This is a genomic window from Streptomyces sp. NPDC025784, assembly GCF_055558435.1.
The window spans coordinates 99444-124049 of sequence record NZ_JBVHMN010000026.1 but is presented as its reverse complement, the minus strand read 5'-3'; the positions used below and the strand labels follow the sequence as shown (position 1 = coordinate 124049).

Here is a 24606-nt window from a genome sequence, read left to right as displayed (position 1 = left end):
TCCTGCGCGTCTGGCACCGTAGGCATCCCGTGCGCCGACCGGCCCGCGGGCGGACCGGGGGCGAGCAGGCGGCGGGCCGGACGCGCCGTCGCCGACAACTGCGAGGGGAGCCGTTCATGACCACGGCCAAGGATCTGTTCATCGTCGCCCTCGACGTGGAGCCGAGCCGTCCCGTGGGACAGGGCGACCTGTCGCTGGCGCTCGCCGGAGCGGAGCTGATCGATCTCCTCGGCGGCCGGGCCGTCGACATCGACGGAGACCGCATCGTGCCGACTGCCGGTCAGCCGGCGACGGATGATGCGCTGTTGGGCGAGGCCGCGTCCCTGCTGGACCGGGACGCTCCGTACGAACGTGTCGAGGACTGGCTCTGGCGCCGGGGCCGTGACCTGTCCCAGGCGTACCAGAGCGCCCTCGTGGAGGCAGGCCTCCTCACGGAGCACCGGCGCGGCCGGCTGTCGCTCGGCACCGCCCGCATGGAGCCGGCCGACTCGCCCGAGCGTCAACACGCGCTGAGCCGCTGGATGTCGCACGACCCCGTCCTCGACGCCCTGGCCGCCGCCGTCGGGATCCACGGCGAGAAGGCCTTCGACGAGGACGGCTCCGCCCGGTACGGCGAGGACATGTCCGGCGAGGAGGCTCCGGGCGAGGACGTCGCGCGGGAGGAGGCTCCGGCCGGCGGTGACGACCCGGAGACGACCGTGCTGGCCGCCGTCCATGACGCCGTCATGGAACTCGAAGCCGTACGGCAGCGGCGGTCCATCGAGAACGCCGCGTTCGCCAACCTCTGGCGCGGCCCCTGACCGGTGGGCGCGCACGGACCGTACGGCAGGTTCCCGCCCCGGCCGTCCGTATGTGCTTGTCGGTCTCCTCGGCACCGCACTACCGTGCCGAGGTGGATCACTTCTCACGCTCGTGGACGGCCCTGCGCGCCGCGGTCGCCGAACTCCCCGACAAGGACTTCGACCGGCCGTCCGGCTGCGCCGGCTGGCTGGTCAGGGACCTGGCCTGCCATCTGGTCATCGACGCGCAGGACGTCCTGATCACCCTCGTCACCCCCGCCGACACGGAACCGACGGTGGACGCGGTCACCTACTGGAACGTGGAGGACCGGCCGCCGACCGGTGAGGACCCGCTCGACGCGCTGATCGTCCGGCTGGCGGCCGCGTACGGGGAACCGGGCCTGCTCAAGTTCCACCTGGACGACGTCGGCTCCGCCGCGGGACGGGCCGCCGAACTCGCCGACCCCGGCGCCCTGGTGAGCACCCGCGACGAGGTGCTCACCGTGGGCGACTATCTCACCGCGTACGTCCTGGAATGGACGCTGCACCACCTCGACCTGGTCGCGTACCTCCCGGACGCGGCGGAACCGCCGGCGGACGGCCTGGCCCGGTCCCGCGCGATGCTGGAGAAGATGGCCGGCGCCGCGTTCCCCGCGTCGTTCGGCGACCGGGACGCGCTCCTGGTCGGCACCGGCCGCCGGGCGCCGACCGACGCGGAGAAGACCGCACTCGGTGACCTGGCCACCCGACTGCCGCTCGTGCTCGGCTGACACACCCGCCGCGCCCGGGCCCGCGGTCGAAACCCCCTAGTCGGGCTTGCGGGCCGCGGTCTTGGGATCGGGTGCGTCCGCCGCGGCGGTGGCGTCGCCCGTCCCGCGCCGCGGCCACATGCTGCCCGCGACCCGCTGGAGCGTCTTCGCCAGCGGGTGCGGCGCGCGACCGTGCGGTGCCGTGCCCGTCGAGCCCGCGGCGCCCCGGGCGTCCTTGAGGTCGGCCAGGGCCGCGTGCGCGAGTTCGGTGGCCTCGCGGTACAGGTCCCGCGACTTGGTCATGGCGTCGAGCGCCTCGGCGTAGGAGTCCAGCAGCGCCCGGGCGTGGGCGAGTTCCTCCTCGACGGTCACCAGGTGCCAGTCCTGGCGCAGCGTGGCGAGCGCCTCGGCCGCACCGTCAGGCAGCGGCCAGGGCAGCTCCGCGTACCGCACGATCTTCTCCAGGAGCTCCGTCGGCTCCGAGCCGTCGAGGAACACACTGCGTACGGTGAAGGCCTCGTCGTCGTATCCGGGCCTCAGCGGGGTGCCGGGCAGGATGACCGCGCCGCCGCGCGGCACCGACGTACCCAGGTCGCTCAGTGCCCAGTTGACGGCCTGGAACTGCTCGGGCGCGGCGCGGTGCTCCACGACGCGGTGCCGCAGCACCGGCGGCAGCAGACGGGTCAGGGGGAGCCGGCCGCGCGGATCGGGCGTCATGGCCTCGTGGACGACGACGTTGATGCTCCAGCTGTGCCGCGCGGCGTCCTTGAGCAGCCGGCGCAGGGCGGCGTCCTCCTTGGGGAGCGGGCTGGTGTCCCGCAGACGCAGGCCCGGCACCACGTCGTGGTCCCAGGAGGCGTCGTCCGTGTCGGGCCAGAACCTGGTCGCGGGGGACGACCAGTCGGGGCCCCACGGGCGGTCCGCCTCGGCGGCGAGCGTCCAGCGCCAGTCGTCGGAACGTTCCGGTCGTTCCGGTGGCTCGACGGTGAGCCGTGCACGCACGGTGCCGGTGCCGTCGACGTGCCAGCGGGCCTCGAAGGCCCGCTCGTCGGGGAGCGCGGAGCGCTCCCGCTCCATGAAGTCGTCGATCGTGCCGTCGGCCTTCAGCTGCCGCAGGTTCTCCCACAGCAGCTCCTGCGGGTCGGGTCCGGTGTGTCGCCCGCGTGCCAGCCAGACCGTTTCCGGGGCCGCGACACGGGCGGTGGGGGGCTTGGACATGTGTCACTTTGCTGGTGGGGTGCGGTGTGCGTTCCCAGTATGGTCACCGCGGGTCGCGTGGGAATCATCGAGGTCCCCATGGATCACGGACATCCCCAGACGGGTGACTATGTTCGATTCATCCTGTTCGTGAAGGTGCGGATCGAGGGCGTGCGATCGGTGCCTCGGCGGCGCCGCGGCCGGCACCCGCATCCCGTCATGGTGCGGCGAGCAGGCCGCGGACGGCTCCGTGGTAGGCGGCGTAGACCAGGGGGAGGTCCGTGAGACCGGCGCGTTCGTCCGTGCCGTGCAGACCTTCGTGGCGCACGCCGAACCCCGCTGTCGCGGGGATGCCCTCGCCGGCGAGCAGGTTCCCGATGGTCGACGGTCCGGCGGTCTTCGGGCGCGTCGCGAGACCGACCGCGCGGGCGGCGGCCAGCAGCGCCGCCGCCGGCTCCTCGTCGGGGCGGAGCTGGAACGGGGGCCAGGCGGTGACCGGTTCGACGTCCGTGCCGCGGGGCCCGGGCAGCACCTCGTCGAGGTCGTCCACCGTCCGGCGTACGAGCGCCTCCGCGTCGTGCGCGTCGAAGTCGGGCGTCAGCCGCACGTCGACATCGATCACGCACAGGTCGGGCGTCACGGAGAACCCGTCACCGCCGTGCACGGCGGTGACGGTCAGTTTCGGCGGCAGGGGAAAGAGGCTCGCCGGCCCAGGGAGGGGGAGTTCGGCTCCGTCCAGGAGACCGACGAGGCGTGCCGCCCGCGAGATCGCGCCGAGCACGGTCGCACGTGAACCGGAATGTCCGGCGGTGCCGTGGACGTGGAGACGCGCTCGCCACAACCCCCGCCCGCCGACGACGAGTTCGTCCGGGCCCGGATAGCCGATCATGACTCCGGCGGGACGGGGCGCGCGGGGATCGGCGAGATAGGCGCGGGCGCCGCCGAACGCGCCGGTGTGCTCGTCGACGTCCAGCAGCACGGTGAGTCCGCCGTGCGTGTCGCCGGCCTCGTCCCGTACGTCGGCTGCGATGTGGCAGAACATCGCCGCCGCCAGCTTGGAGTCGGCCGCTCCGCGGCCCAGCAGCCAGGGGCCGACGACCTCGCCCGAGGTCGGTGGGAAGGACCAGGCGCCCTCGTCCCCGAACGGGGCGGTGTCCAGGCGGGCGTCGAGCGTCCACCATCGGCCGGACCGGGCTCCCGGGACTTCCACCACGATGCCGACGGGGGCGCCGTCGGGGTCGTGCAGGCGCCGGTGCGGGAGAGCGCGTCCGGCGAGTCACGACCCCACGGCGGCGACGACCGGGCCGTAGCCGTCGAGGCCGCCCCTGCTGAGCAGGCGGACCAGCAGGCGGGCCAGCTCGATCACGGACGCGCACTTCCTGCCGGCGGCGGCCGACGCGTTCTCGTCCACGTGTCTCCTCGTACCTCACGGCGCAGCCGGCCCGGCCCCGATCGGGCAGGGGCCGGCTCACCGTCGCTCGACGGGATCGGTCTCCCGGCCGTCGTCGAGGCCGGTGCACGCCAGTTTCCCGTCCACCTCCGCGCAGGCCTCCACACCCTCCGGAGAGTGCACGGCCAGCATGGGGCTGGTGGAACCCTCGGGGCCGTCCCCCGGATAGGCGGCGGAGAGCACGTCCTGTCCCGAGCGGACGGAGATCTCCCGGGGTTCGGAGGCGCGGGCCCGGACCTCGGACCAGGCGGTGCCGCAGGACGGCGAGTACCGGAGTCGCACCGCGTACGAGGCGTCGGTGACGGTGCTCTCGGTCCGCGCGTCGTGGCCGCAGGCGGAGTCTTCCGGCAGCTGGCCCTGGCAGGACGCGCCGCGGCAGCGTGTCGAGAACGCGGCACCCCCGCTCCGCGGACCGCGGTGCCCGCTGGTCGCGGCAGCCGTCACGGCCGCCGCGACGGCCATGGCGAGCAGGATGCAGACCGGCAGGGCCGACCGCCGGGCGAGGGCACCTGCCCTACCTGTCGACGATGCTCGCGACGGCGACGGCGACGGCGACGGCGACGGCGACGGCGATGGCGATGGCGACGGCGACGGCGACGGCGATGGCGATGGTGCGGACGGCGTGGGCGCGGTGGCCGTTCCCGCCGAGTGTGTACGGCTCTCCCGGCTCGTGCCGCCGGGCCCGTCGCCGTCCGTCCGTGCGGCCGAGCGCACCGCGGCCCGGTGCAGATCCCGTAGGTGACCCGGCTCCGCACCGGCGAGCGCGGCCAGTGCCTCCACGGCCGAGAGGGGCGGCACCTTCGTCCCGGTGAGATAGCGGTGCCAGGCGGACTTGCTGTACGGGGTGCGCGCGGCCAGCGCCGCGAGGCTCAGTCCCGTACGTGACCGCAGCAGACGCAGCTCGGCCACGAACACTTCGTCCTGGCTCTGCGGCGGCGCCGCGGCCGTCGCGCACCGTGCACCTGGGGGCTGTCGCATGACACGACTCCCAATCTTTCGTCCGTTATGGGCGGTTAGACCCTGTTGTCGATATCTGTTCCCAGGGGAGTGGTGTCGCGACACACTGGTGCACGGATTGAGGAGGGTGAGTCGGTGCGGCAGGCATGTCGGCGGCCTGTCCGGGCACGGGGTGCTCGAACAGGCCGCCTTTCACGGGGAGATGGGGAGGTCAGGTCGCCTCAGCACCAGGGGACGAAGCCGCGGGTGTACACGTAGCGGGCGGAGACGTACCCCTTGTGGTGTGCGAGCCGGTACCAGTGGCGCGCTCCGAACACGGACGACCCCTCACGAAGGCAGACGAGGCGAACGAGACCGTTCCGGGACCGGTGGCCGACCACGGAGTACCCGGTGCCGGGTCCGGACCGGACGTTCAGCCTGGCGCGCCGGGTGACGACACGCCCCACCGCGTGGGTGCGGCGGTGCGTGACGTGGCGCTTGGTGTGGTGCCGGTACATCGGCGTGTGACGCGTGGTGGTGTGCAGGTTGGAGCCGAGGGCGGGCAGCAGTGAGTACGTGCCGTGCGGCGCGGCCGAGTGGGCCGGGCGGGACGCGGCGGTGCCCGCTTCGGCGGCGACGGCCGCGGTGGGCAGCAGCGCGAACACCGCGACCGTGGCGAGAAGGCCGCTCTGCATGGTCCGACGCAACATGGAAACCTCCGGACTGACGTTGTGGATCACGAGGTGTGATCTCGTCTCGCCAAGCGTTTCCGTGGTCGCCGGGGCGGATTCCGTCCCCGCGTCCCGGGGGACGGCGGGATCGTCCCCGGGGACGCGGGTGGGTCCGCCGGGTCCGGCTGGCCGCAGGTGGAGCGGCTGGAAGGTCCGAGAGGCCGTGCGGCGCCGACGGGGGCCGGGGACGGCGTCCCGCCGCCCGGCCGGCGCGGCGCGCGTACGTCCGTCGAACTGGTCATCGGTACGCCCGCCGCGCCGGTTGCCGGTACCGCCCGCCGAGTCCGTCACCCGCACGCCCACCGAGGCGGGCGCCCTGCCGGTGGAACCGGTCGCCCTCGTGCCCACCGAGGCAGGCGCCCCGCCCGCCGAGGTGCGCGCCACACGTTCCGAGTCGGACGGCGTCGCGCAGCGCCGAGGGCGTGGGGTGTGCACGAAGATCGGACCCGGGCGGTCGTGCGGACGCGCCGAAGGGCGGCGAATACGCCGAAGGGTGCGTCGGTGAATGCGCGGAGGCCGCCGCGTGCCGCCGTCGCGCTCGGCTTCGGCGCGACGGTGATAACGCCCGTTTCCGTCGCGAATGTCACATTGCCGACAACCTCTCATTTCGGACATAGAGGTGCATTCGGCGGTCAGTTGATCAATGCCCCCCTGTAGCGTCACGGTCGGCCGGGGTTCTCCCGCGGCCCGAACAGACACGCCCGCCGACACGCAGCAGGACGGACACTCCATGCCGGGAACGCAGACATCGCGCCGAGTGCGCCGTGGGCTCGCCGGGGCCATGGCCGCGGGGACGGCGCTCGCGGCGCTCGCGACCGCCGCCCCCGCCCACGCGAGCTCCGCCTCGACGACCGTCGGTGGTGCGAAGGTGACGTGTTCCTCGAAGCGGTCGGCCCTGGCGGACCGGCTGGCGCGGGACATAGCCGAGGCCCTCCGCGGCCGTAAGGACACTTCGGCCCTCGCCCTCTACGACCGCACCACGGGGACCTCCTGCGCGTACCGCGCCGACGCGGCCTTCGACTCGGCGAGCGTGGTCAAGGTCACCGTCCTCGGCGCCCTGCTGCGGCAGGCCGCGGAGGACAAGCGCGCGCTCACCGCCGACGAGGTGAAGCTGACCACCGCGATGATCACCAAGTCCGACAACGACGCGACCAACACCCTGTGGCACCGGATCGGCGCCGACGGCATCCAGCACTTCCTGGACCAGGCCGGCATGAAGGACACCGTGCCCGGATCGGCGAACCACTGGGGCCGGACCCGGATCACGGCCGCCGACCAGCTCAGGCTGCTGCGCCTGCTCACCTCCGACAACCCGGTCCTCGACCGGAACGCCCGCGCCTACGCCCTCCGGCTGATGGGTCACGTCGCCGCCGACCAGCGCTGGGGCGCGCCCGCCGGGGCGCCCGCGACCGCGGCCGTCCACGTCAAGAACGGCTGGCTGCCGCTGGAGACCCACGGTTGGAGGGTGCACAGCGTCGGGGTGTTCACCGGCGGCGGCCACGACTACGGGATGGCCGTGCTCTCCCAGGACAACCGCACGATGGACGAAGGCGTGGCCACCCTGGAGGCCGCCGCCCGCGCGGTGAACCACGACCTGAACGCGTCCACCACCACCACTTCCTGACTTCCGGGACCGCGCCCCGGCGGCCGGACATCCGCCGGCCCGGGGCCGTCGGTGTGAACGCCCCGCTCGGCCGCGGCGGCATCGCCGGCCCGCCGGGCGCCCGCTCCTATGGTGAGAGCCCCCGGCGGGCGAACGGCGAGGCGGGAGCAGGTGATGGAACCGGGAATCGACTACGCGGCGGTCTTCCAGGCCCTTCCCGGTGCGGTGGCCCTGCTCACCCCACGACTGGACTACGCCGACGCGAACGAGGAATTCCTGCGCATGTCGGGCCGCAGCCGTGAACAGGTGGTGGGCCGCCATCTGTTCGACGTGTTCCCCGACAACCCCAACGACCCGTCCGCCACCGGCATGCGCAACCTCGAGGCATCGCTGAAGCGTGTCGCGACCACGGGGGAGCGCGACGCGATGGCTCTCCAGCGCTACGACGTCGAGTACCCCGACCGGCCGGGCGTGTGGGAGGAGCGGTACTGGAGCCCGGTCAACGCCCCCGTCCGCGGCCCGGACGGGCAGGTCGTGCTCCTGCTGCACCGGGTGGAGGAGGTCACCGAACTCATCCGGGCCCGCGGCCGCCGCGGTGTCGGCGCAGCGGGCGACGGCGGGGACCACGCCAGGGTGCTGGAGGCGGAGCTGTACACCCGCGCCCGCGAGCTCCAGGAGGTCAACGAACGGCTGCGGCGGGCGCACGCCCGGGAGCGCGAGGTCGCCCTGACGTTGCAGGCCGCGATGCTGCCCCTGCCCCGACCGGTCGGCCATCACCCGGCGGCCGTGCGCTACCAGCCCGCCACCGGTGCGCTGAACGTGTGCGGGGACTGGTACGACCTGGTCGACCTGCCCGGCGACCGTATCGCCGTGGCCGTCGGTGACGTCGTCGGACACGGACTCGTGGCGGCGGGCGTCATGGGGCAGCTGCGCAGCGCGCTCAGCGCCACCTCGCTCCTCGCCACCGGGCCGGCGCGGGCCCTGGACGTCCTCGGGCTGTACGCGCGCACCGTCGAGGGCGCCGAGTCGACCACGGTCGTGAAGGTCTTCGTGGACTGGGAGACCCACACGCTCACCTACAGCAGCGCGGGCCACCCTCCGCCCGCCCTCCTGCACGCCGACGGCACCGTCGAGTTCCTCGACAGGGCCACCGACCCGCCGCTCGGGGCGCGTCCCGAGCCCGAACCACGGCCCGAGGCCGTCGCACGCTTCGCCGAGGGTGCCGTGCTCGTGCTCTACACCGACGGTCTGATCGAGCGCCGCCGTGAGGACATCGACACCGGCCTGGCGCGGCTCGCGGACTCTCTGGCCCGTCACCGGGGAGCCTCTCCCGAGGCCCTCGCCGACGCCCTGCTCGGGGACCTGCTTCCGGCCGGTGGCGCCACCGACGACACCGCCCTGGTGATCGTGCGCATGTGACGGGCGAGCCGGACCGTCGTTACGTAACTCGATGCGGTCATTCGCATACTGTGTGCATATGATCGGGTTGCGCGTCAGGACGAGGACACCGGGGGCCGGACGGCTCTGGCTGCTCCTCGGGGTCGTCCTGATCGTCGTCGTCCATCTCGCGGGCGCCGTGCACGGCGCCGCTCTCGAGGGCACCCGCACGGCCTTCCCGGTCATCTCGCACGCGGACGGCGAGGCGCGCATCGCTGACGGGATCAAACCGTCCCCCGGTCACGACCACACGGCCGACGGGCATGTCGACCACGTCGCGGACCGGCCCCGCACCGGCGAGACCGGCCCGGGGCCCGGCCACGACGGACCGGACACCCCGCCGTGCGCGACCGTCGCGCCCGGAGCCGGGCATGCCCCCGGTGGCGGTCCGTCCCGGCCGCTCGCCGCGGCGGACCGTCGTGGCATCCGTGCGCTGCACTGCGTCTGGCGGCTCTAGGCGCCCGCACTCCCCGTCCGCGCCCCGGCACGAGGGCGCCGCCGGGGCGTGCCGTCGCGCGCCCGTGATCCGCCACGACGCGCCCGCCGAATCCGGCCGGGCGCCAAGGAGCCGTACGCCCATGCACCTCTCCCTGCTCGAACCCCGCGGGGACCGCACCCCGCTTCCCGCGATCGCCCGCCGCCCCGCCCAGCTCGTAGGCGACACCCCGGTCCTGTGGGTCGGCGAACCCTTCGCCCCGCCCGGCCGCGGGTTCCACGCCAAGCTGGAAGGCGCCAATCCCGGCGGCATCAAGGACCGCCCCGGACTGCACATGGTCGGCGAGGCACGCCGGCGCGGCGAACTCGTCCCCGGCGCCCCGATCGTGGAGTCGTCCAGCGGCACCCTCGGTCTGGGCCTCGCCCTGGCCGGGTTGACGTACGGCCACCCCGTCACCGTCGTCACCGATCCCGGCGCGGAGCTGTCCGTGGTCCGTCTGCTGACCGCGCTCGGCGCCCGGGTCGACCAGGTCCCCGTCCCGCACCGGGAAGGTGGCTGGCAGCAGGCCCGCCGTGACCGCGTCGCCGAACTTCTGGCCCGTACGCCGGACGCGTACTGCCCGGACCAGTACCACAACCCGGACAACGCGGCCGCCTACCGGCCGCTGGCCGCCGAACTCGCCGCCCAACTCGGCCACGTCGACGTGCTGGTGGCCGCGGTGGGCACGGGCGGTCACTCCGCCGGTGTCACGGCGGGGCTGCGCGAGTCGTTCCCCGGGCTGAAGCTGATCGGGGTGGACGCGGTCGGCTCGACGATCTTCGGGCAGCCCGCCGCGCCGCGCCTGATGCGCGGTCTGGGATCCAGCATCCACCCCGCCAACGTCGACTACGAGGCCTTCGCCGAGGTGCACTGGGTGGCTGCGGACGAGGCGGTGTGGGCCTGTCGCCGGCTGGCCCGCCGCCACTACGCCTCCGGTGGCTGGAGCGTCGGCGCGGTCGCCCTCGTCGCGGGATGGGCCGCGCGGGAGTTCCCGGCCGGAACCCGGATCGCCGCGATCTTCCCCGACGGCCCGCACCGTTACCTGGAGACCGTCTACAACGACGCCTGGTGCCACGAGCAACGGCTCCTCGGACGCCCGGCGCCGCAGGAGCCCGACGAGATCGCCGAGCAGGACGAACGGGTCGTGACACGCTGGACCCGGTGCAGCCGGGTCCGCGATCCGCTCGGCCGCGGTGCGGCGAGGGCGGGCGTCCGATGAAGGGGCTGCGTGCCCAAGTGGCCTCCTTCGACCGTCCCGCACGGCTGCTGATGGTCAATCAGTTCGCCATCAACCTCGGCTTCTACATGCTGATGCCGTATCTGGCCGACCATCTCGCCCACGGGCTGGGCCTCGCGGCCTGGACCGTGGGCCTCGTCCTCGGCGTGCGCAACCTCTCGCAGCAGGGCATGTTCCTGGTCGGCGGGACGATCGCCGACCGCTACGGCTGCAAGCCGGCGATCCTCGCCGGGTGCGCGCTGCGGACGGTCGCGTTCGGGCTGCTCGCCGTGGCCGACGGTCTGCCCGCACTGATCGCGGCCTCGGCGCTGACGGGTCTGGCGGGGGCCCTGTTCAACCCGGCCGTCCGTGCCTATCTGGCCGCGGACGCGGGGGAGGCGCGACGGGTCGAGGCGTTCGCCGCGTTCAACGTGTTCTACCAGGCAGGCATCGTCGTCGGCCCGCTCGCCGGACTCGCCCTGCTGGCCTGGGACTTCGCGGCGGTGTGCACCGTCGCCGCGCTCATCTTCGGCGCGCTGGCGATCGTGCAGGCCCGCGCGCTGCCCGCACGTCCCGCGGCGGACCGGGGCGCCGATCCTGCCCGGCGGTCGGTCGCCGCCGACTGGCGCACGGTCGCCGCCAACCGCCCCTTCCTCCTCTTCGCCGCCGCGATGAGCTGCTCGTACGTCCTGGCCTTCCAGGTGTATCTCGCCCTGCCGCTGCGGGCCCGCGAACTCTTCGGCGAGCGGACCGGCTTGGTCACCGGCGCGGTCTTCGCCGTCTCCGCGCTCGCCGCGCTGTCGGGTCAGCTGAAGCTGACGGCCTGGGCGAAGCGGACGCTGCCCGGTCCGCAGGCGATCGCGTACGGGCTGGTGGTGATGGGGGCCGCCTTCCTGCCGCTGGTGCCCCGGCCGTACGACCCCGTGGCCGGGGTGTGCGCCCTGGTGGTGTGCGCGGCACTGCTGGCCTGGGGCGGGGCGCTCCTCTATCCGTTCGAGATGGACACCGTCGTACGTCTCTGCGGCGACCGGCTGGTCGCGACGCACTACGGCGCCTACAACACCGTCTCCGGCATCGCCGTCTCGCTCGGCAATCTCGGCGTCGGGGCGCTGTTCGACACGGGCGTGAGCTGGCTGCCGTGGGCGGCGCTGGCCGGCACCGGGCTGGTGTGTGCCGTGCTGGTCGTCAGGCTGCACAGCGCCGGGTACCTCACGGCGCGGCCGGTTCCCGTGCCGGGCTGAGCGACGGTCGGACGGTCTGCGGGATGTGTGCGGTGGGGGTGCGGGCGCTGCGGTGCGGGCGTCGAGGCGCGGGGAGACGGCGGCGATCACTCCTTGCCTGTTCTATGGGGTACACCATAAGTTACCGGCAGGTAGCTACTTGGTGGTGGCTCCGGCGACCCGCGTCTTCCGTGGCGGCGAAGGTCAGGTAGCCGCCCGCCCGCGGGGAGATGAGGGGAGAGGTGTGTGAGCCCGCGCAAGAGCGGCAGCCGGGACCGGATGGTCCTCAGCGCCGCGGCCCTGTTGCGTGAGTACGGGGCGAGCGCCACGAGCATCGACCGGGTGCTCGCCCACAGCGGCGCCCCGCGTGGCTCCGTGTGCCACCACTTTCCCGGCGGGCGGACCCAATTGATCGACGAGGCGGTCGCCCTGGCCGGCGACTTCTTCAGTGGTCTGCTCGACGCCGCCGGGCGCGCCGGCGACCCGCTGGAGGCCGTCGACGCCTTCTTCGCCCTCTGGCGGGAGAGGCTCCTCGACAGCGACTTCCGGGACGGCTGCCCCATCGTGGCCGTGGCCGTCGAGACCAACGACGACGCACCGCAGCTCGCCCGATCCGCCGCCGCGGTCTTCGCGCGCCGGCAGGAATCGCTCGCCGCCCTCCTGCTGCACGACGGAGTGCCGCAGGAGCGCAGCACACGGCTGGCCGCGTTCATCATCTCCGCCGTCGAGGGAGCGGTGATCATGTGCCGCGCCGAGCGGAGCACCGCCCCCATCGAGGCCGCCGCGGCCGAGATCCACGACCTGCTCCGACTCGCCCTGCCGGCACGGCCCGACGCGGACCACCGGCCGCACACCACCTGACCCCGCCCGACCCGATTCGCCCAAGGAGTGGCCATGCCCGCGCTCGACCGTCAGGACAACGTCTTCGTACTCGACCTCGGAGACGACGAGAACCGCTTCCACCCCGACTGGATCGCCTCCGTGAACGCCGCTCTGGACGAGGTGGAGAAGGCGGAGGGGCCGCGCGCCCTGGTGACCACCGCCACCGGGAAGTTCTACTCCAACGGCCTCGACCTCGACTGGCTGTTCGCCCACGCCGACCAGTACCACGAGTACGTCGTCTCGGTGCACGACCTCTTCGCGCGCGTGCTGTCCCTGCCGATCGTCACCGTGGCGGCTCTCCAGGGGCACACGTTCGCGGCGGGCGCCATGCTCTCCCTGGCCCACGACTTCCGTGTGATGCGCGGCGACCGTGGCTTCTGGTGCCTGCCCGAGGCCGACATCGACATCCCCTTCACGCCAGGGATGTCCGCCCTGATCCAGGCGCGGCTGGCGCCCCGGCCCGCGCACGAGGCCATGGTCACCGCCCGCCGTTTCGGCGGTCACGACGCCCTCGCCGCCGGGATCGTCGACCACGCCGTGGACGAGCAGGCGGTCCGGTCCACCGCCCTCGAGATCGCCACCGCCCTGACGGCCAAGGCGGGTGACACCCTCGGCACCATCAAGGCCCGCATGTACGCCCCCGTCCTCACCGTCCTGCGTGACCGGGAGAACCCCCTCGGCTGACGCCGACGGGACGCACCTCGTCAGCGCCCCTGCCAGGCATTGGATTTCCAATGCCTGGTATGGGGATTGTCATTGGAAACGAATGGGAGAGAGACCTACCTTCGAGGACATCGCCGCACTGACGATCTGCACCCGAAGCGTCAGCGCTCGCAGAGTGCCGGAGCGTGCGATGACCATCGCCCGGGTCCCCATGGGCCCGTATCCCTCGGAGGCAGCGCATGTCCAAGATCCTTTTCGTGATGACCGGCGTCGACCACTGGACCCTCGCCGACGGCACCAAGCACCCCACCGGGTTCTGGGCCGAGGAAGCGGCAGCCCCGTACGAGATCCTCACGTCGGCCGGTCACGAGATCGTCGTCGCCACGCCCGGCGGCGTCGTCCCGACCGTCGACAAGGGAAGCCTCGCCCCGGAGGCCAACGGCGGCCAGGAAGGCGCCGACAAGATCGCGAACGTGCTCGCCGGGATGACCGAGCTGCGGAACCCGATCCGTCTCGAGGACGTGAACCTCGACGACTACGCCGCCGTCTTCTACCCCGGAGGCCACGGCCCCATGGAGGACCTGGCGGTCGACGCCACCTCCGGCCGGCTCCTCATGGACACCTTGACGTCGGGCAAGCCGCTCGGCGTGGTCTGCCACGGGCCCGCCGCGCTGCTCGCCGCGACCCGCGACGACGGCACGAACGCCTTCGCCGGCTACCGGGTCGCGGCCTTCACCGACGTCGAGGAGACCCAGGCCGGACTCGCCGACCGTGCGAAGTGGCTCCTGGAGACCCGTCTCGTCGAGGCCGGAGTGGACGTACAGGCCCGCGAGCCCTGGGCGCCCAACGTGGTCGTCGACCGCAACCTGGTCACCGGCCAGAACCCCGCGTCCTCCGCGCCGCTCGCCGCGGAACTGCTGCAGAAGCTGGGCTGACGCATGAGCACCGACCGGCTCGAAGAGGTCCTCGACGCCACGTACGACTGCCTCACCAGGCACGGCGTGCGGCGCACCACGATGGACGACATCGCCTCCACCATGGGCGTGTCCCGGTCGGCGGTCTACCAGTACGTCCGCAGCAAGGACGACGCCTTCCGCAAGCTGGCCGCCCGCCTGCACGACCGGGCCCTCGTCCGTGCCCGGGCGGCCGCCGCCGACCGGGACGCCCCGCTCGACCGACGCATCAGGGGCGTCCTGGTGGCCAAGCTGGACCTCGTCCTCGCACTCAGCGGCCCGTCGCCGCACACCGCCGAACTCCTCGACGCCAAGGCCCGGTTGTTCGGAGGAATCTGCTGCGCCTTCACCGCCGACCTGCGGCGCCTGCTCATCGGCCTGTTCGCCGAGGCGGGCACGGTCGGCGGTGTCGAGCCGGCCGAGGCCGCCGACATCGCCATCGCGCTCGTCGTCGGCCTGGAGTCGCAGGCCGAGGGCAGCGCACTGCTGGAGCCCGCGGCCACCGCGATCCTGTCGGGACTGCTCGGCACGCCGGCGTCCCGATGACGCTCTGCCCGGCCAGGTCGTCGGCTCGGCGGGCGGACTCGAGACGACCGGGCGTGCGGGAGGCGGTGCGGACGCCGGCGGCACGCCCGTACGCGGACACCCTCAATCCAGCTGACCGAGGTACTCCAGGTAGTCGTGCAGGGCGGCCGAGGCGCGCAGCCGGTGGAGGCTGCGACGATGCAGGTCCTGCCCCGGCCGGCCAGTTCGCCGACGACGCGGTCGGGGCTTCCGGTGGACCGCAGTTCGTCCAGGACCGCCTTGATCGTCGCAAGGGGGCAGTGACCTCGGCGGAGCAGCGAGACGACCTGCGCGGCATGCACTTCCGTGCGGGAGTAGACCCGATAGCCGGTCGACGGCTCCCGGTCCGGCCGCAGCAGACCGCGGTCCTCCCAGAGCCGCAGGACCGGTGGCCGGACCCCCACGGCACGGGCCACCTGACCGATGCGCAGGTGACGCCGAGCGTGCACCGACGTGGTCGTGCGGCCCGCCGGCACGGTGTCCAGCGCCTCGTGCACCGCCGCCAACTCCGCTCGCTCGCGGTCCAGTCGGGCGTGACTCGCGTCGAGGGCGGCCAACGCCGCCTCCAAGTCACCGTCGTGGACGGCTCGCATGACCACGCGGGCCGTCGGCCACCCGTGACCCGCGGCCATGTCGCGGGCGGTGCCGAGGGCCCGTGCGTGGGCGGCGGTGAAGACACGGTATCCGCTCTCCGTCCGCTCCGTCGGCGGCAGAACCCCCAGCTCCACGTAATTGCGGACCTGCTGGACCGAGATCCCGGCCGTCCGCGCAAGGTCGACGGCGCGCAGTCGCTGACCCACATCGACCTCCGCTGCCCCGCCGCCCGTACCGAGACGCTCACCCTAACCCCTCAACGCCGGTTGAGACTTTTCGGGCATTTCGAGGGCATGTCCAGCGCTGATTGCTCCTGAAGTCCCCATAAGCAATTGAATGAAACAATGGAAAGCCGAGGCCCGGTCGTTCGAGCCGGGCTGTCCGGATGTGTCAGAGGAGTGGGCGACTTGAAATTCCTGCTGGAAGTCACCATGGACGACGCGCGCCTGACGGAGGACCCGGCGGGCGAACTCGGCCGCATCCTCCGCTATTGGGGCGGCAACCTCCACCACTACGCGCTCGAACCGGGCGACGGCTCGGCCGTGTACGACTCGGACTTTCAAGAGGTCGGCCGCTGGCGCATCGAGGCGACCGCCAGGGCCTGACTCCGAGCTGATCGTCGTCACTGCTCCCACCGGGAACATCGGCCGTCACCTGCTCTCCCGACTCCTTGAGTCCGCTCCCGCAGCGGGTGGGGGTCTGCGCGTGATCGTGCGAGATCCCGCCCGGCTTCCGGACGCGGCGCGCGGCAGCGTCGAGGTGGTCACCGGATCGCACGGGGAAGCCGGGGTCCTCGACGTGGCCTTCGAGGGTGCGGACGCCGTCTTCTGGCTCGTCCCCCCGGACGCCTCCCTGACCCCGTACGACGCGTACAGCGGATTCACCCTCCCCGCCCTGAAGGCGCTCACCGCCCACGGCGTCGGCCATGTCGTCGGCGTCTCCGCGCTCGGCCGCGGCACCCCGCTCGCCGACCGGGCCGGCCTCGTCACCGCCTCCCTCGCCATGGACGACCTCATCGCCGGGACCGGCGTCGCCCACCGGGCGCTGACCTGCCCGTCCTTCTACGAGAACCTCCTGGAGGAAGCCGACTCGATCCGCGAGAAGGGCGTCTTCACCGACTGCGTCGACGCCGACCGCAAAGCCCCGTTGGTCGCTGTCGCCGACATCGCGGCCGTCGCCGCCGGCCTGCTGCTGAACCGCTCGTGGACCGGCACCGACAGCGTCCCGGTCCTCGGGCCGCGGGACCTGTCCCCCAACGACCTGGCCCGCATCATGACCGAACAGCTCGGCCGCCCCGTCCGCTACGAACGCCGGCCGCTCGACGAGATGTCCACCACCCTCGTCGGCCACGGCCTCGACGAGGCGTTCGTCCAGGGCATCGTCGACATGAAGCGGGCCAAGGACGAAGGTCTCGACGCCGGCGTCGCCCGCACTACGGACACCACTTCCCCCACCGGCTTCGAGCAGTGGTGCGCCCGGACCCTCAAGCCCGTCGTCCTCCCCTGAAGTCCGGACCCGACGCCGGAGCACAAGGAGCCCGGCGAACCAAGCCCACTTGTCACCCTGGAGGCACCCTGATGTCCGCTGAAACGACCGAACCGCCGGTCACCGCGTTCATGCTGGTCAAGACCACACCCGAATGGCTGGCCCTGACCGTCCAGGAACGCGTGGACGCCTTCACCACCCAGGTCCTGCCGACCATCGAGGCCATGACCACCAAAGTCCGGTCACGCTTCTACGACACGGAGTTCTGCTCCGCGCGCGTCACCGACGTCCGGGTGTGGGAGGCCGAAGACCACCACGCCTACCGGCGCCTCATCGACGCACTGCGCGAAACCCCGTTCCGGGACCACTACTTCGAGGTCGGCGACCTTCTCGTCGGCACCGAGAACGGCTATGCGCGAACCTACGGTCTCGAACCCGTTTCCACCGTCACCACCCGACACACCGCCCACTCACGCAACTGCGCCGATGCCCTCCGGCCGGTTGCGCCCGGAGGGCATCGGCTCGGCGCCCCGTCGGCCGCGGGCCCCGCAGGACTCCTGAGGTACGAAGCGGCAGCGGCCTGCATCCGCTGGGGCACCCCCGGCGTCAGCCTGAGACCGACGATCCTTCAGCGGTCGTCCGGCAGCAGCGATCGCAGCGCCATGTCGGTCAGTTCGGCTTCCACCGTGTCCTGGTCGGGGACGACGGCCGCGCGGAAGGAGCGGCTCGCCAGCAGGGAGACGAGCCACCAGGCCGCGGTGTCCGCGCTGACGTCGGCACGGATGTCACCGGCGTTCTGGCCGCGCCGCAGCAGGTCGGCCAGTGCCTGGGCGAAGTGCAGGTGGACCTGGCGGACGGCCGTGCCGAGGGCGGGGTCGTCGGCGAGGGCGGCGGCGTCCGCGAAGAGGTGGCCATGGGCGCCCGGCCGGTGGAAGCGGTCCATGTGGTCCGGGTCCAGGAAGGCGGCCAGGACGTCGGGAACGGGGCGCCCGGCATCCGCGGCCCGGTCGAGGAGCGCGGTCACCGCGGCGGCGGCGTGATCGAGGACGGCCTGGTAGAGCGCGGCCTTGGAACCGAAGTTCTGGAAGACGACCGGTTCGGTGACGCCGATGCGTCGGGCGATGTCGGAGACCTTGCCGCGCTGGTAGCCGGTCTCGGAGAACACCTCGGTGGCGGCGGCCAGGATCGACGCGCGGCGCTCGGCGGCGGGCATGCGGGTGCGGCTTCGGCGCGGGCCGGCCTGCCGGGCGGTCCCCGGCTCGGCCGAGGGCGCGGGCGCATCGGAGTCGGTCACGCGACTCATCGTATGCGGCCCTTGCCGAATTTCTTAGTCGCGACTAAGTTGGTGCTGTACTTAGTCGTGACTAAGTTATGGAGGGCCGTCATGCCCCTGGGCCACCTCATGCAAGGCAAGCCGCGCACCGACACTCCCGGCATCACCATCGCGGCACCCCGTGCGTACGAACTCTTCGGCGCCGTCTGCTTCGTCGGTCGGCGGCGTCGCGCCTTCGCCCGCCTCGCCGCGCTGAGCGGCGCCCGGCCCGGGGACCGGGTGCTCGACGTGGGCTGCGGCACCGGCCACCTGACCCGGCACATGGCCGCGCGGGTCGGCCCGGAGGGCGCGGTGACCGGTGTCGACCCGTCGCCGCCCGTGCTGGCCTACGCCCGCCGCAAACGCGTCCGCGGCCGGGCGGCCCCGTGTACGTACCGGGAAGGCGTCGCCGAGCGTCTCGACTTCCCCGACGCCTCCTTCGACACGGTCGTCACCAGCCTGATGCTGCATCACCTGCCCGCGGATCTACGGCTTGTGGCGCTGCGCGAGATGTGCCGTGTACTGCGCCCGGGCGGTCGACTTCTGGTCGTCGAGTTCCGGCCGCCCAGGAGTCGCGTCGGCCGGCATCTGGTGCACGGCGCGAGCAGTCCGGCCATGGCCCACAACCACGTCGACCTGCTGGACGGGCTGGTCGCGGACGCGGGCTTCGACGTGCGGGGGAGCGGCGACGTACGCCCCTGGCTGTGCTACGTCCAGGCCGGACGCCCGGCCGCGGAGACGCCGGACGGGTGAGGTGGGGAGGCCGAGTTCGCGCAAGGCGCGGGCGGTGCGTGCGGTGACGGTCACGGGGCGGCGGTGCGGTGCCGCGTATCGCACGCGGGGTTCGCCCGTGGCTTGCTATGGTCAACAATGCACCTAGGTGCATTGTTGACCGGTGGATCGCGTGAGGCGGGACGGCGCGCCCGCGTGATCGGGGTGACGGAGGACGGTGATCGACAGATGCCCGACGCATACCTGCGATACGTCGCGCTGGGCGACAGTCAGACGGAAGGGCTCGGCGACGGTGACGACGTCCGGGGGCTGCGGGGGTGGGCGGACCGGCTGGCCGAGCAACTCGCGCTCAGCAGTCCGGACCTGGTGTACGCCAACCTCGCCGTACGGGGCCGGTTGGCCGGGCAGGTGCGTGCCGAACAACTCGAACCAGCCCTCGCGTTGCGCCCCGACCTCGTCACGGTCGTGGCCGGTGTCAACGACGTGCTGCGTCCCCGGTTCGACGCCGACGAGGTCGTCGCCCACCTGGACGCCATGTTCGGCGCACTCACCGCGCGGGGAGCCCGCGTCGCCACGCTGACCTTTCCGGACGTCGCCCGGATGACGCCACTGGCCCGCCCCATCGGCCATCGCGTCCTCGCTCTGAACGACGGCATCCGCGTGGCCGCCGGGCGGCACGGCGTCGTGGTGGCCGAGACCTCCCACCATCCCGTCGTGACCGATCCGCGGCTGTGGAGCGCGGACCGTCTGCACGCGGCCCCGCTCGGCCACGCACGCATCGCCGCCGCGGTCGCGCAGGCACTGGACCTGCCCGGCAGCGACGACAGTTGGACGCGGCCCCTGCCCGCCGACCTCGCGTCCCCCTCGGGACTGCGAGCCCTCCGCGCAGAGTTGCGCTGGGCCGGATCCTTCCTCGGGCCGTGGATCGCGCGGCGGGTACGGGGACGGTCCTCCGGCGACGGGCGGGCGGCCAAGAGGCCGGCGCTCCTGCCGGTGACCGTGCCGGCCGAAGACCTGTCGTGACGGCAGAGGGCCTGCGAGTCATTGACGTGACCCGTGTGGCTCAGGTGTCCGATGTGACCCAGGCTGCCCGTGCGTACCGCGCGGCTCAGGCGTCCCGTGTGACCTGCTTGTCCGACACGAAGGGTGCGTCCGGAGCGCAGGACGCGTCCGACATGGCGAGTGGGACGCACCCGGCAGACGAGACGGATGCACGGGCCGCGAGCGCCGGATTGGCATCGGCGCCCTCCGTGCTCAACAGAACGACCGTCGAGTCGGGGCCGACGCCCAGGTCGGCTCGGCGGCCCTGCTGCCCGGCGCCGCCGAGCGCGGCGCGCACCCCGGCGAGCGAGGCGGCCCCACAGGGCCCGGCGTGCACACCGAGTGCGACGAGATCACGGACGGCGGCGGCGCTCTCGGCGTCGGTGACCGTGACGGCTGCGTCCACGCCGTCCCGCAGATACGGCCAGGCGAGGCTGGAAGGGGTGCCGCAGTTCAGACCTGCCATGATCGTCTCGCCGGTCGTGACGCTGACCGCCTCGCCCGCGACGAGGCTCGCGAGGACGCAGGCGGCGTTGTCGGGCTCCACCGACAACAGGGCGGGTGCAGGTCCGTCCGGGCCTCGGCGGTAGTGCGTGACGGCGGCCTGGGCGAGCGACCCCACGCCGACCGGGACGGCGACCAGGCCCGCCGGGCCCGCGCCCGCCGCGCCCAACTGCTCGTCGATCTCGGCGAACAGGGTGGAGTACCCCTCCACGATCCAGCCGGGGACCTCCTCGTAGCCGGACCAGGCGGTGTCCTGCACGAGCACGGCCGACGGTTCGTCCGCGGCCACGGACGCACGGCGGACGGCCTCGTCGTAGGGCCCGTCGACCCGGGTGACGTCCGCGCCCTCGGCGGCGATCGCGGCCTCCGCAGCCGGATGCACGCCCCGCGGCACGAAGACATGGGCGCGGTGGCCGAGCAGACGCGCCATGCGGGCCACCGCGCGGCCGTGATTGCCGTCGGTGGCGGTGACCAGCCGTACGGGATGGCCGTCCGCGCGCCGGTCCAGCACCCGATGGATCGCCCAGGAAGCACCCAGCGCCTTGAAGGCGGGCAGTCCCAGGCGGCACGACTCGTCCTTGACGAACACCCGCCCGACCCCGAACTCCTGGGTCAGGGAGGGAAGTTCGGTCAGCGGGGTGGAGGTGAAGCCGGGCAGGCGCGAGTGGAAGTCCCGCACGGCCGCCGGGGCGGGCGGGCAGGTCCAGGCGCGGGCCGCCGGACGCGAGAACCACGCCCGGCCCCGCTCCGGCAGGCCGCCGATGGAGTTCTGGGAGGGAATCACAGGCACCCGGCCACTGTGTCGCCTCTCCTTCCCGTTGGTCCAGTGAATGTTTCCGACCGATAATCGTCGAGGAAGCCGACCCATGGCCGAGGAGGGTGCCGATGTTCGACCTGCACCGGCTGCGTCTGCTCCGCCAGCTCAAGCACCGGGGCACGCTCGCCGCGGTCGCCGCCGCCCTCTCGTACAGCCCTTCCACGGTCTCCCAGCAGTTGTCGCTGCTGGAGTCGGAGGTCGGAGTCCCCCTGCTGGAGCCCGTGGGCCGGCGGGTGCGGCTCACCGAACAGGCCGAGATCCTCGTCGAGCACACCGAGGCGGTGCTGCGGCGGCTGGAGCAGGCGGAGGCGGACATCGCCACCTCGCTGGCCGAACTGACCGGCACCCTGCGTATCGCCACCTTCCAGACGGCCGCGCTCGCCCTCGTCCCGGCCGCACTGACCGGGCTGCGCGACACCCACCCCCGGCTGCGGATCCACGTCACCCAGACCGAACCGGAGAAGGCCCTGCCGGCGCTGGTGGCCCGCGACTTCGACCTGGTCGTCGCCGAGGAGTACCCGGGCCACCCCGACCCGCTGCCCGCCGGCACGGAGCGCGAGGACCTCTGCGAGGACACCCTCAGGCTGGCCCGCCCGCGGGCCTTCGCGACGCGGGACACGGCGCACGGGGCCAGGCCGGGAGAGGTCTTGCGGGCCGCCGCCGAGGACCCGTGGGTCATGGAGCCGGAGGGCACGCCCGCCCGGCACTGGGCCATGACCCAGTGCCGGGACGCCGGCTTCGAGCCGGACGTCCGCTTCGAATCCACCGACCTCCTCCTCCACCAGCGGCTCGTCGAGCAGGGGCACGCCGTCGCCTTCCTCCCGGACCTGGTCCGCAGCGGGAACGCGCCGACCGTGCCTCTCACGCCGCTTCCGCACGGCCGCGGAAGCCGGAAGATCTTCACCGCCGTACGCGGGGGCCGCGCCGGCCATCCCGCGATCGTCGCCTGCCGTCAGGCGCTGAGACAGGCCGCCGAGCCGATCGGCGGCACGGTCTGAAAGGGCCCCGCCGAGGGGCTTTCCAGCGCTCCGCGGAGGCGGTGATCAGGCGCGTCGGCGGGTGTCGGACGCGGTGTTAGGTTGGGCGACATGGCTCTGCGCAACGCGGTGATGGCCGCGCTTCTGGAGGGCGAGGCGTCCGGGTACGACCTCGCGAAGGGGTTCGAGGTCTCCGTCGCCAACTTCTGGATGGCCACGCCGCAGCAGATCTACCGCGAGCTGGAGCGCATGGAGAGCGAGGACATCGTCTCCGCGCGTGTGGTGCAGCAGGAGCGCCGCCCCAACAAGCGCCTCTACTCGCTCACCGAAGCGGGCCTCGAAGCCGTCCGTGCCTTCGTCTCGGACGCGCCCGCGAAGCCGACGGCCATCCGGGACGAGCTGCTGGTCAAGGTGCAGTGCGTCGACTTCGGTGACATCGAGGCCGTACGAGCCGACCTCGTCGAGCGCGTGGAACGGGCCGCGGCCAAGCTCGCCCGGTACGAGCGCGCGCAGCAGCGCATGCTCGACGGGCGCACCGAGGACGAGTACTGCGCCACCGTCGAGCGCCTCGGGCCCTACCTCACGCTGCAGGGCGGACTCGCCCTGGAACGGTCGACGATCCAGTGGGGCGAGATGGCTCTGAGGCGCCTCGCGCAGCGGACGGCGGCGCTCGCCTCGGCAGCACGCGCCTGACGGCGGAGCGCGCGTCGCCCGTCAGGATCCGGGCACGCGGGACACAGCCGTAAACCGATCGGTTTTCGATCGGGCGCGATCGCGTTAGCCTGTGGCATGACCTCAGAGGCGAAGACCAGCTCCCGCGACCGGCTGCTCGATGCGGCGGCCGGTCTCGCGTACGCCGAGGGTGTCGGTGTCGGCGTCGAGGCGCTGTGCCGGGCCGCGGGCGTCTCCAAGCGGTCGATGTACCAGCTCTTCGAGAGCAAGGATCACCTGCTGGCGGAGAGTCTGGAGCGCCGCGCCGCCGGCTTCTCCGACCTGCTGCTGCCTCCGGAGGGCCACGCCGGTTCCCCGCGCGAACGGATCCTGTACGTCTTCACGCAGGCGGAGACGCAGGCCGCCGCGCCGGGATACCACGGCTGCCCCTATCTCGCCGTCCAGATCGAACTGAAGGACGTGGACCACCCCGCGAGCCGGGTGGCTCGCAGGGTCAAGGCGACCCTGACGGACTTCTTCCGCGCGGAGGCGGAGCGGGGCGGGGCGAGCGATCCCGATCTGCTGGCCCGGCAGCTGACCCTGGTGTTCGACGGGGCGAGTGCCCGTGCGGGGGTCGGCGCCGACAATCTCGTGGGGCTCATGGGGCCGACGGTGACCGCACTCCTGGACGCTGCCGGACTGCGCTGACCTGCGTCGTTCACGCTGACACAGCGCCCGGCCCGGTCTTGGGCGGGCGCGTTCCAGTGCTGCCCGGCGACCCGTCGGCGCTCCTGTCGGCCCGTCGCGCCTCGGTGTGAGTTTGAAAACAAGACCCAGCGGTCCCCTCTCGGCTTGAATGCGGAAACCGATCGGTTTACGGTGGGTGGAAACCGATCGGTTTCCGATGCTCTGGAGGAAGTCATGACCGAAATCAAGGGAGCCACCGCGCTCGTCACCGGCGGCAGCAGGGGGATCGGCAAGGCGCTGGTCGAGGAGCTGTACGCCCGCGGGGCCGCCAAGGTGTACGCCACGGCCCGCGACCCGCGCACGGTCACGCACCCGGACGCCGTCCCGCTGGCGCTGGAGGTGACGGACCCCGCCTCGGTGGCGGCCGCCGCCGAGCAGGCGCAGGACGTCACCCTCCTGGTGAACAACGCCGGTGCCTACGTCGGGGCGTCCTTCCTCGACTCGTCCGTCGACGACGTCCGCCGCGAGTTCGAGACCAACTTCTACGGCCCGCTCCTGCTCGCCCGCGCCTTCGTGCCGATCATCGAGCGCAACGGCGGCGGTCACATACTCAACGCCCACTCCGTGCTCTCCTGGCTGGGTGTCTCCGGCTCCTACAGCGCCTCCAAGGCCGCCCTCTGGTCGCAGACCAACACCCTGCGGCTGGAGCTGCACGAGCGCGGGATCGGTGTCACCGGCCTGCACATGGGTTACGTGGACACCGACATGGCCGCCCATGTGGACGCCCCCAAGTCCGGCGCCCGCGACATCGCGGCCCTGGCGCTCGACGGCGTCGAGGCGGGAGCCTTCGAGGTACTGGCGGACGACCTCACGCGGCAGGTCAAGGCGGGCCTGGCCGGAGACCCGGCGGCGCTCTACCCGCAGCTGGCCGAGTAGCGCCTGGCGGCCGGC

At 72.9% G+C, this 24606-nt stretch carries 26 protein-coding genes and 2 pseudogenes; 20 read left to right on the top strand and 8 right to left on the bottom strand.

Features of this window, described 5'->3' with window-relative positions; genetic code table 11:
* The first annotated feature begins 116 nt into the window (after positions 1-116).
* A complete protein-coding gene (locus tag ACZ4IF_RS40035) occupies positions 117-800 on the top strand; it encodes a GOLPH3/VPS74 family protein (protein ID WP_467572715.1) in 684 nt (227 codons plus the stop codon).
* Positions 801-892: 92 nt separating this feature from the next.
* Positions 893-1549 carry a maleylpyruvate isomerase N-terminal domain-containing protein gene (locus ACZ4IF_RS40030; RefSeq protein ID WP_467572713.1) on the top strand — a complete coding sequence of 219 codons (657 nt, stop codon included), beginning with the start codon at positions 893-895 and terminating at the stop codon, positions 1547-1549.
* Positions 1550-1585: 36 nt separating this feature from the next.
* Here ACZ4IF_RS40030 and ACZ4IF_RS40025 read toward each other — a convergent pair whose 3' ends face one another.
* The 5 genes from ACZ4IF_RS40025 to ACZ4IF_RS40005 form a co-directional block, all read right to left on the bottom strand.
* Positions 1586-2746, bottom strand: a complete 1161-nt coding sequence (locus tag ACZ4IF_RS40025; protein WP_467572710.1) for a hypothetical protein — start codon at positions 2744-2746, stop codon at positions 1586-1588.
* 196 nt (positions 2747-2942) lie between these two features.
* Positions 2943-3938, bottom strand: coding sequence for a M20 family metallopeptidase (locus ACZ4IF_RS40020; RefSeq protein ID WP_467572707.1), 996 nt, complete (start codon positions 3936-3938; stop codon positions 2943-2945).
* A gap of 63 nt (positions 3939-4001) precedes the next feature.
* A complete protein-coding gene (locus ACZ4IF_RS40015; protein WP_467572705.1) occupies positions 4002-4136 on the bottom strand; it encodes a hypothetical protein in 135 nt (44 codons plus the stop codon).
* A gap of 57 nt (positions 4137-4193) precedes the next feature.
* The gene (locus tag ACZ4IF_RS40010) at positions 4194-5153 is read right to left on the bottom strand and encodes a helix-turn-helix domain-containing protein (RefSeq protein ID WP_467572701.1); all 960 of its coding nucleotides are present in this window, start codon (positions 5151-5153) and stop codon (positions 4194-4196) included.
* Positions 5154-5353: 200 nt separating this feature from the next.
* A complete protein-coding gene (locus tag ACZ4IF_RS40005) occupies positions 5354-5806 on the bottom strand; it encodes an SH3 domain-containing protein (RefSeq protein WP_467572698.1) in 453 nt (150 codons plus the stop codon).
* A gap of 766 nt (positions 5807-6572) precedes the next feature.
* On the opposite strand from ACZ4IF_RS40005, the gene ACZ4IF_RS40000 reads away from it, so the two are divergent.
* From ACZ4IF_RS40000 to ACZ4IF_RS39960, 9 genes are all read left to right on the top strand, one after another.
* Positions 6573-7466 carry a serine hydrolase gene (locus ACZ4IF_RS40000; RefSeq protein WP_467572695.1) on the top strand — a complete coding sequence of 298 codons (894 nt, stop codon included), beginning with the start codon at positions 6573-6575 and terminating at the stop codon, positions 7464-7466.
* Positions 7467-7619: 153 nt separating this feature from the next.
* Positions 7620-8864 carry a PP2C family protein-serine/threonine phosphatase gene (locus ACZ4IF_RS39995; protein ID WP_467572693.1) on the top strand — a complete coding sequence of 415 codons (1245 nt, stop codon included), beginning with the start codon at positions 7620-7622 and terminating at the stop codon, positions 8862-8864.
* 58 nt (positions 8865-8922) lie between these two features.
* Positions 8923-9339 (top strand): hypothetical protein, encoded by a 417-nt coding sequence (locus tag ACZ4IF_RS39990; protein ID WP_467572690.1) that lies wholly within the window; start codon positions 8923-8925, stop codon positions 9337-9339.
* A gap of 121 nt (positions 9340-9460) precedes the next feature.
* Complete coding sequence (locus tag ACZ4IF_RS39985; protein WP_467572687.1) at positions 9461-10576, top strand: PLP-dependent cysteine synthase family protein; 1116 nt, start codon at positions 9461-9463, stop codon at positions 10574-10576.
* Positions 10573-11814 (top strand): MFS transporter, encoded by a 1242-nt coding sequence (locus ACZ4IF_RS39980; protein WP_467572684.1) that lies wholly within the window; start codon positions 10573-10575, stop codon positions 11812-11814. Before ACZ4IF_RS39985 ends, ACZ4IF_RS39980 begins: the two co-directional genes overlap by 4 nt.
* Positions 11815-12039: 225 nt before the next feature.
* Positions 12040-12654, top strand: coding sequence for a TetR/AcrR family transcriptional regulator (locus tag ACZ4IF_RS39975; RefSeq protein ID WP_467572681.1), 615 nt, complete (start codon positions 12040-12042; stop codon positions 12652-12654).
* A 33-nt stretch (positions 12655-12687) separates the two neighbouring features.
* Complete coding sequence (locus tag ACZ4IF_RS39970; RefSeq protein ID WP_467572679.1) at positions 12688-13359, top strand: enoyl-CoA hydratase-related protein; 672 nt, start codon at positions 12688-12690, stop codon at positions 13357-13359.
* Positions 13360-13577: 218 nt separating this feature from the next.
* Positions 13578-14273: a type 1 glutamine amidotransferase domain-containing protein gene (locus ACZ4IF_RS39965; protein WP_467572676.1), complete on the top strand. Its 696-nt coding sequence runs from the start codon at positions 13578-13580 to the stop codon at positions 14271-14273.
* Positions 14274-14276: 3 nt separating this feature from the next.
* Positions 14277-14837 carry a TetR/AcrR family transcriptional regulator gene (locus tag ACZ4IF_RS39960; RefSeq protein WP_467572672.1) on the top strand — a complete coding sequence of 187 codons (561 nt, stop codon included), beginning with the start codon at positions 14277-14279 and terminating at the stop codon, positions 14835-14837.
* 302 nt (positions 14838-15139) lie between these two features.
* Here the strand turns inward: ACZ4IF_RS39960 and ACZ4IF_RS39955 are convergent.
* Positions 15140-15583: pseudogene (locus ACZ4IF_RS39955) on the bottom strand (MerR family transcriptional regulator); the annotation flags it as partial.
* Between the two features lie 273 nt (positions 15584-15856).
* Here ACZ4IF_RS39955 and ACZ4IF_RS39950 point away from each other — a divergent pair.
* The 3 genes and pseudogenes from ACZ4IF_RS39950 to ACZ4IF_RS39940 form a co-directional block, all read left to right on the top strand.
* The gene (locus ACZ4IF_RS39950) at positions 15857-16054 is read left to right on the top strand and encodes a hypothetical protein (RefSeq protein WP_467572667.1); all 198 of its coding nucleotides are present in this window, start codon (positions 15857-15859) and stop codon (positions 16052-16054) included.
* A gap of 7 nt (positions 16055-16061) precedes the next feature.
* On the top strand, positions 16062-16955 hold the full coding sequence (locus ACZ4IF_RS39945; RefSeq protein WP_467572791.1) for an NAD(P)H-binding protein: 894 nt from the start codon (positions 16062-16064) through the stop codon (positions 16953-16955).
* A gap of 71 nt (positions 16956-17026) precedes the next feature.
* A pseudogene (locus tag ACZ4IF_RS39940) lies at positions 17027-17389 on the top strand (darcynin family protein); the annotation flags it as partial.
* A gap of 173 nt (positions 17390-17562) precedes the next feature.
* Here the strand turns inward: ACZ4IF_RS39940 and ACZ4IF_RS39935 are convergent.
* Complete coding sequence (locus ACZ4IF_RS39935) at positions 17563-18228, bottom strand: TetR/AcrR family transcriptional regulator (RefSeq protein ID WP_467572665.1); 666 nt, start codon at positions 18226-18228, stop codon at positions 17563-17565.
* A gap of 90 nt (positions 18229-18318) precedes the next feature.
* Here ACZ4IF_RS39935 and ACZ4IF_RS39930 point away from each other — a divergent pair, with 90 nt between their 5' ends.
* Both ACZ4IF_RS39930 and ACZ4IF_RS39925 read left to right on the top strand, forming a co-directional pair.
* Positions 18319-18999 carry a class I SAM-dependent methyltransferase gene (locus tag ACZ4IF_RS39930; RefSeq protein WP_467572662.1) on the top strand — a complete coding sequence of 227 codons (681 nt, stop codon included), beginning with the start codon at positions 18319-18321 and terminating at the stop codon, positions 18997-18999.
* 207 nt (positions 19000-19206) lie between these two features.
* Positions 19207-20001 (top strand): SGNH/GDSL hydrolase family protein, encoded by a 795-nt coding sequence (locus tag ACZ4IF_RS39925; RefSeq protein WP_467572660.1) that lies wholly within the window; start codon positions 19207-19209, stop codon positions 19999-20001.
* Between the two features lie 85 nt (positions 20002-20086).
* On the opposite strand, the gene ACZ4IF_RS39920 is transcribed toward ACZ4IF_RS39925, so the two are convergent.
* Positions 20087-21313, bottom strand: a complete 1227-nt coding sequence (locus ACZ4IF_RS39920; protein ID WP_467572658.1) for a diaminopropionate ammonia-lyase — start codon at positions 21311-21313, stop codon at positions 20087-20089.
* Positions 21314-21408: 95 nt separating this feature from the next.
* Between ACZ4IF_RS39920 and ACZ4IF_RS39915 the strand changes: the two genes are divergently transcribed.
* The 4 genes from ACZ4IF_RS39915 (at position 21409) to ACZ4IF_RS39900 (ending at position 24591) form a co-directional block, all read left to right on the top strand.
* Entirely contained in the window at positions 21409-22338 is a 930-nt protein-coding gene (locus tag ACZ4IF_RS39915; RefSeq protein WP_467572655.1) for a LysR family transcriptional regulator, read from the top strand.
* Positions 22339-22428: 90 nt separating this feature from the next.
* Positions 22429-23010: a PadR family transcriptional regulator gene (locus tag ACZ4IF_RS39910; protein WP_467572653.1), complete on the top strand. Its 582-nt coding sequence runs from the start codon at positions 22429-22431 to the stop codon at positions 23008-23010.
* A 96-nt stretch (positions 23011-23106) separates the two neighbouring features.
* Entirely contained in the window at positions 23107-23676 is a 570-nt protein-coding gene (locus ACZ4IF_RS39905; RefSeq protein WP_467572649.1) for a TetR/AcrR family transcriptional regulator, read from the top strand.
* 213 nt (positions 23677-23889) lie between these two features.
* Positions 23890-24591 carry an SDR family oxidoreductase gene (locus tag ACZ4IF_RS39900; protein WP_467572645.1) on the top strand — a complete coding sequence of 234 codons (702 nt, stop codon included), beginning with the start codon at positions 23890-23892 and terminating at the stop codon, positions 24589-24591.
* Positions 24592-24606 lie beyond the last annotated feature (15 nt).

Bases quoted from the DNA above. Each gene is read 5' to 3' on its own strand.
- ACZ4IF_RS39925 (WP_467572660.1), top strand. From the start codon at position 19,207: ATGCCCGACGCATACCTGCGATACGTCGCGCTGGGCGACAGTCAGACG.
- ACZ4IF_RS39930 (WP_467572662.1), top strand. From the start codon at position 18,319: ATGCCCCTGGGCCACCTCATGCAAGGCAAGCCGCGCACCGACACTCCC.
- ACZ4IF_RS39915 (WP_467572655.1), top strand. From the start codon at position 21,409: ATGTTCGACCTGCACCGGCTGCGTCTGCTCCGCCAGCTCAAGCACCGG.
- ACZ4IF_RS39970 (WP_467572679.1), top strand. From the start codon at position 12,688: ATGCCCGCGCTCGACCGTCAGGACAACGTCTTCGTACTCGACCTCGGA.
- ACZ4IF_RS39985 (WP_467572687.1), top strand. From the start codon at position 9,461: ATGCACCTCTCCCTGCTCGAACCCCGCGGGGACCGCACCCCGCTTCCC.
- ACZ4IF_RS39995 (WP_467572693.1), top strand. From the start codon at position 7,620: ATGGAACCGGGAATCGACTACGCGGCGGTCTTCCAGGCCCTTCCCGGT.
- ACZ4IF_RS39910 (WP_467572653.1), top strand. From the start codon at position 22,429: ATGGCTCTGCGCAACGCGGTGATGGCCGCGCTTCTGGAGGGCGAGGCG.
- ACZ4IF_RS39990 (WP_467572690.1), top strand. From the start codon at position 8,923: ATGATCGGGTTGCGCGTCAGGACGAGGACACCGGGGGCCGGACGGCTC.
- ACZ4IF_RS40025 (WP_467572710.1), bottom strand. From the start codon at position 2,746: ATGTCCAAGCCCCCCACCGCCCGTGTCGCGGCCCCGGAAACGGTCTGG.
- ACZ4IF_RS40005 (WP_467572698.1), bottom strand. From the start codon at position 5,806: ATGCAGAGCGGCCTTCTCGCCACGGTCGCGGTGTTCGCGCTGCTGCCC.
- ACZ4IF_RS39980 (WP_467572684.1), top strand. From the start codon at position 10,573: ATGAAGGGGCTGCGTGCCCAAGTGGCCTCCTTCGACCGTCCCGCACGG.
- ACZ4IF_RS40035 (WP_467572715.1), top strand. From the start codon at position 117: ATGACCACGGCCAAGGATCTGTTCATCGTCGCCCTCGACGTGGAGCCG.
- ACZ4IF_RS40010 (WP_467572701.1), bottom strand. From the start codon at position 5,153: ATGCGACAGCCCCCAGGTGCACGGTGCGCGACGGCCGCGGCGCCGCCG.
- ACZ4IF_RS39900 (WP_467572645.1), top strand. From the start codon at position 23,890: ATGACCGAAATCAAGGGAGCCACCGCGCTCGTCACCGGCGGCAGCAGG.
- ACZ4IF_RS40000 (WP_467572695.1), top strand. From the start codon at position 6,573: ATGCCGGGAACGCAGACATCGCGCCGAGTGCGCCGTGGGCTCGCCGGG.
- ACZ4IF_RS39965 (WP_467572676.1), top strand. From the start codon at position 13,578: ATGTCCAAGATCCTTTTCGTGATGACCGGCGTCGACCACTGGACCCTC.
- ACZ4IF_RS39905 (WP_467572649.1), top strand. From the start codon at position 23,107: ATGACCTCAGAGGCGAAGACCAGCTCCCGCGACCGGCTGCTCGATGCG.
- ACZ4IF_RS39960 (WP_467572672.1), top strand. From the start codon at position 14,277: ATGAGCACCGACCGGCTCGAAGAGGTCCTCGACGCCACGTACGACTGC.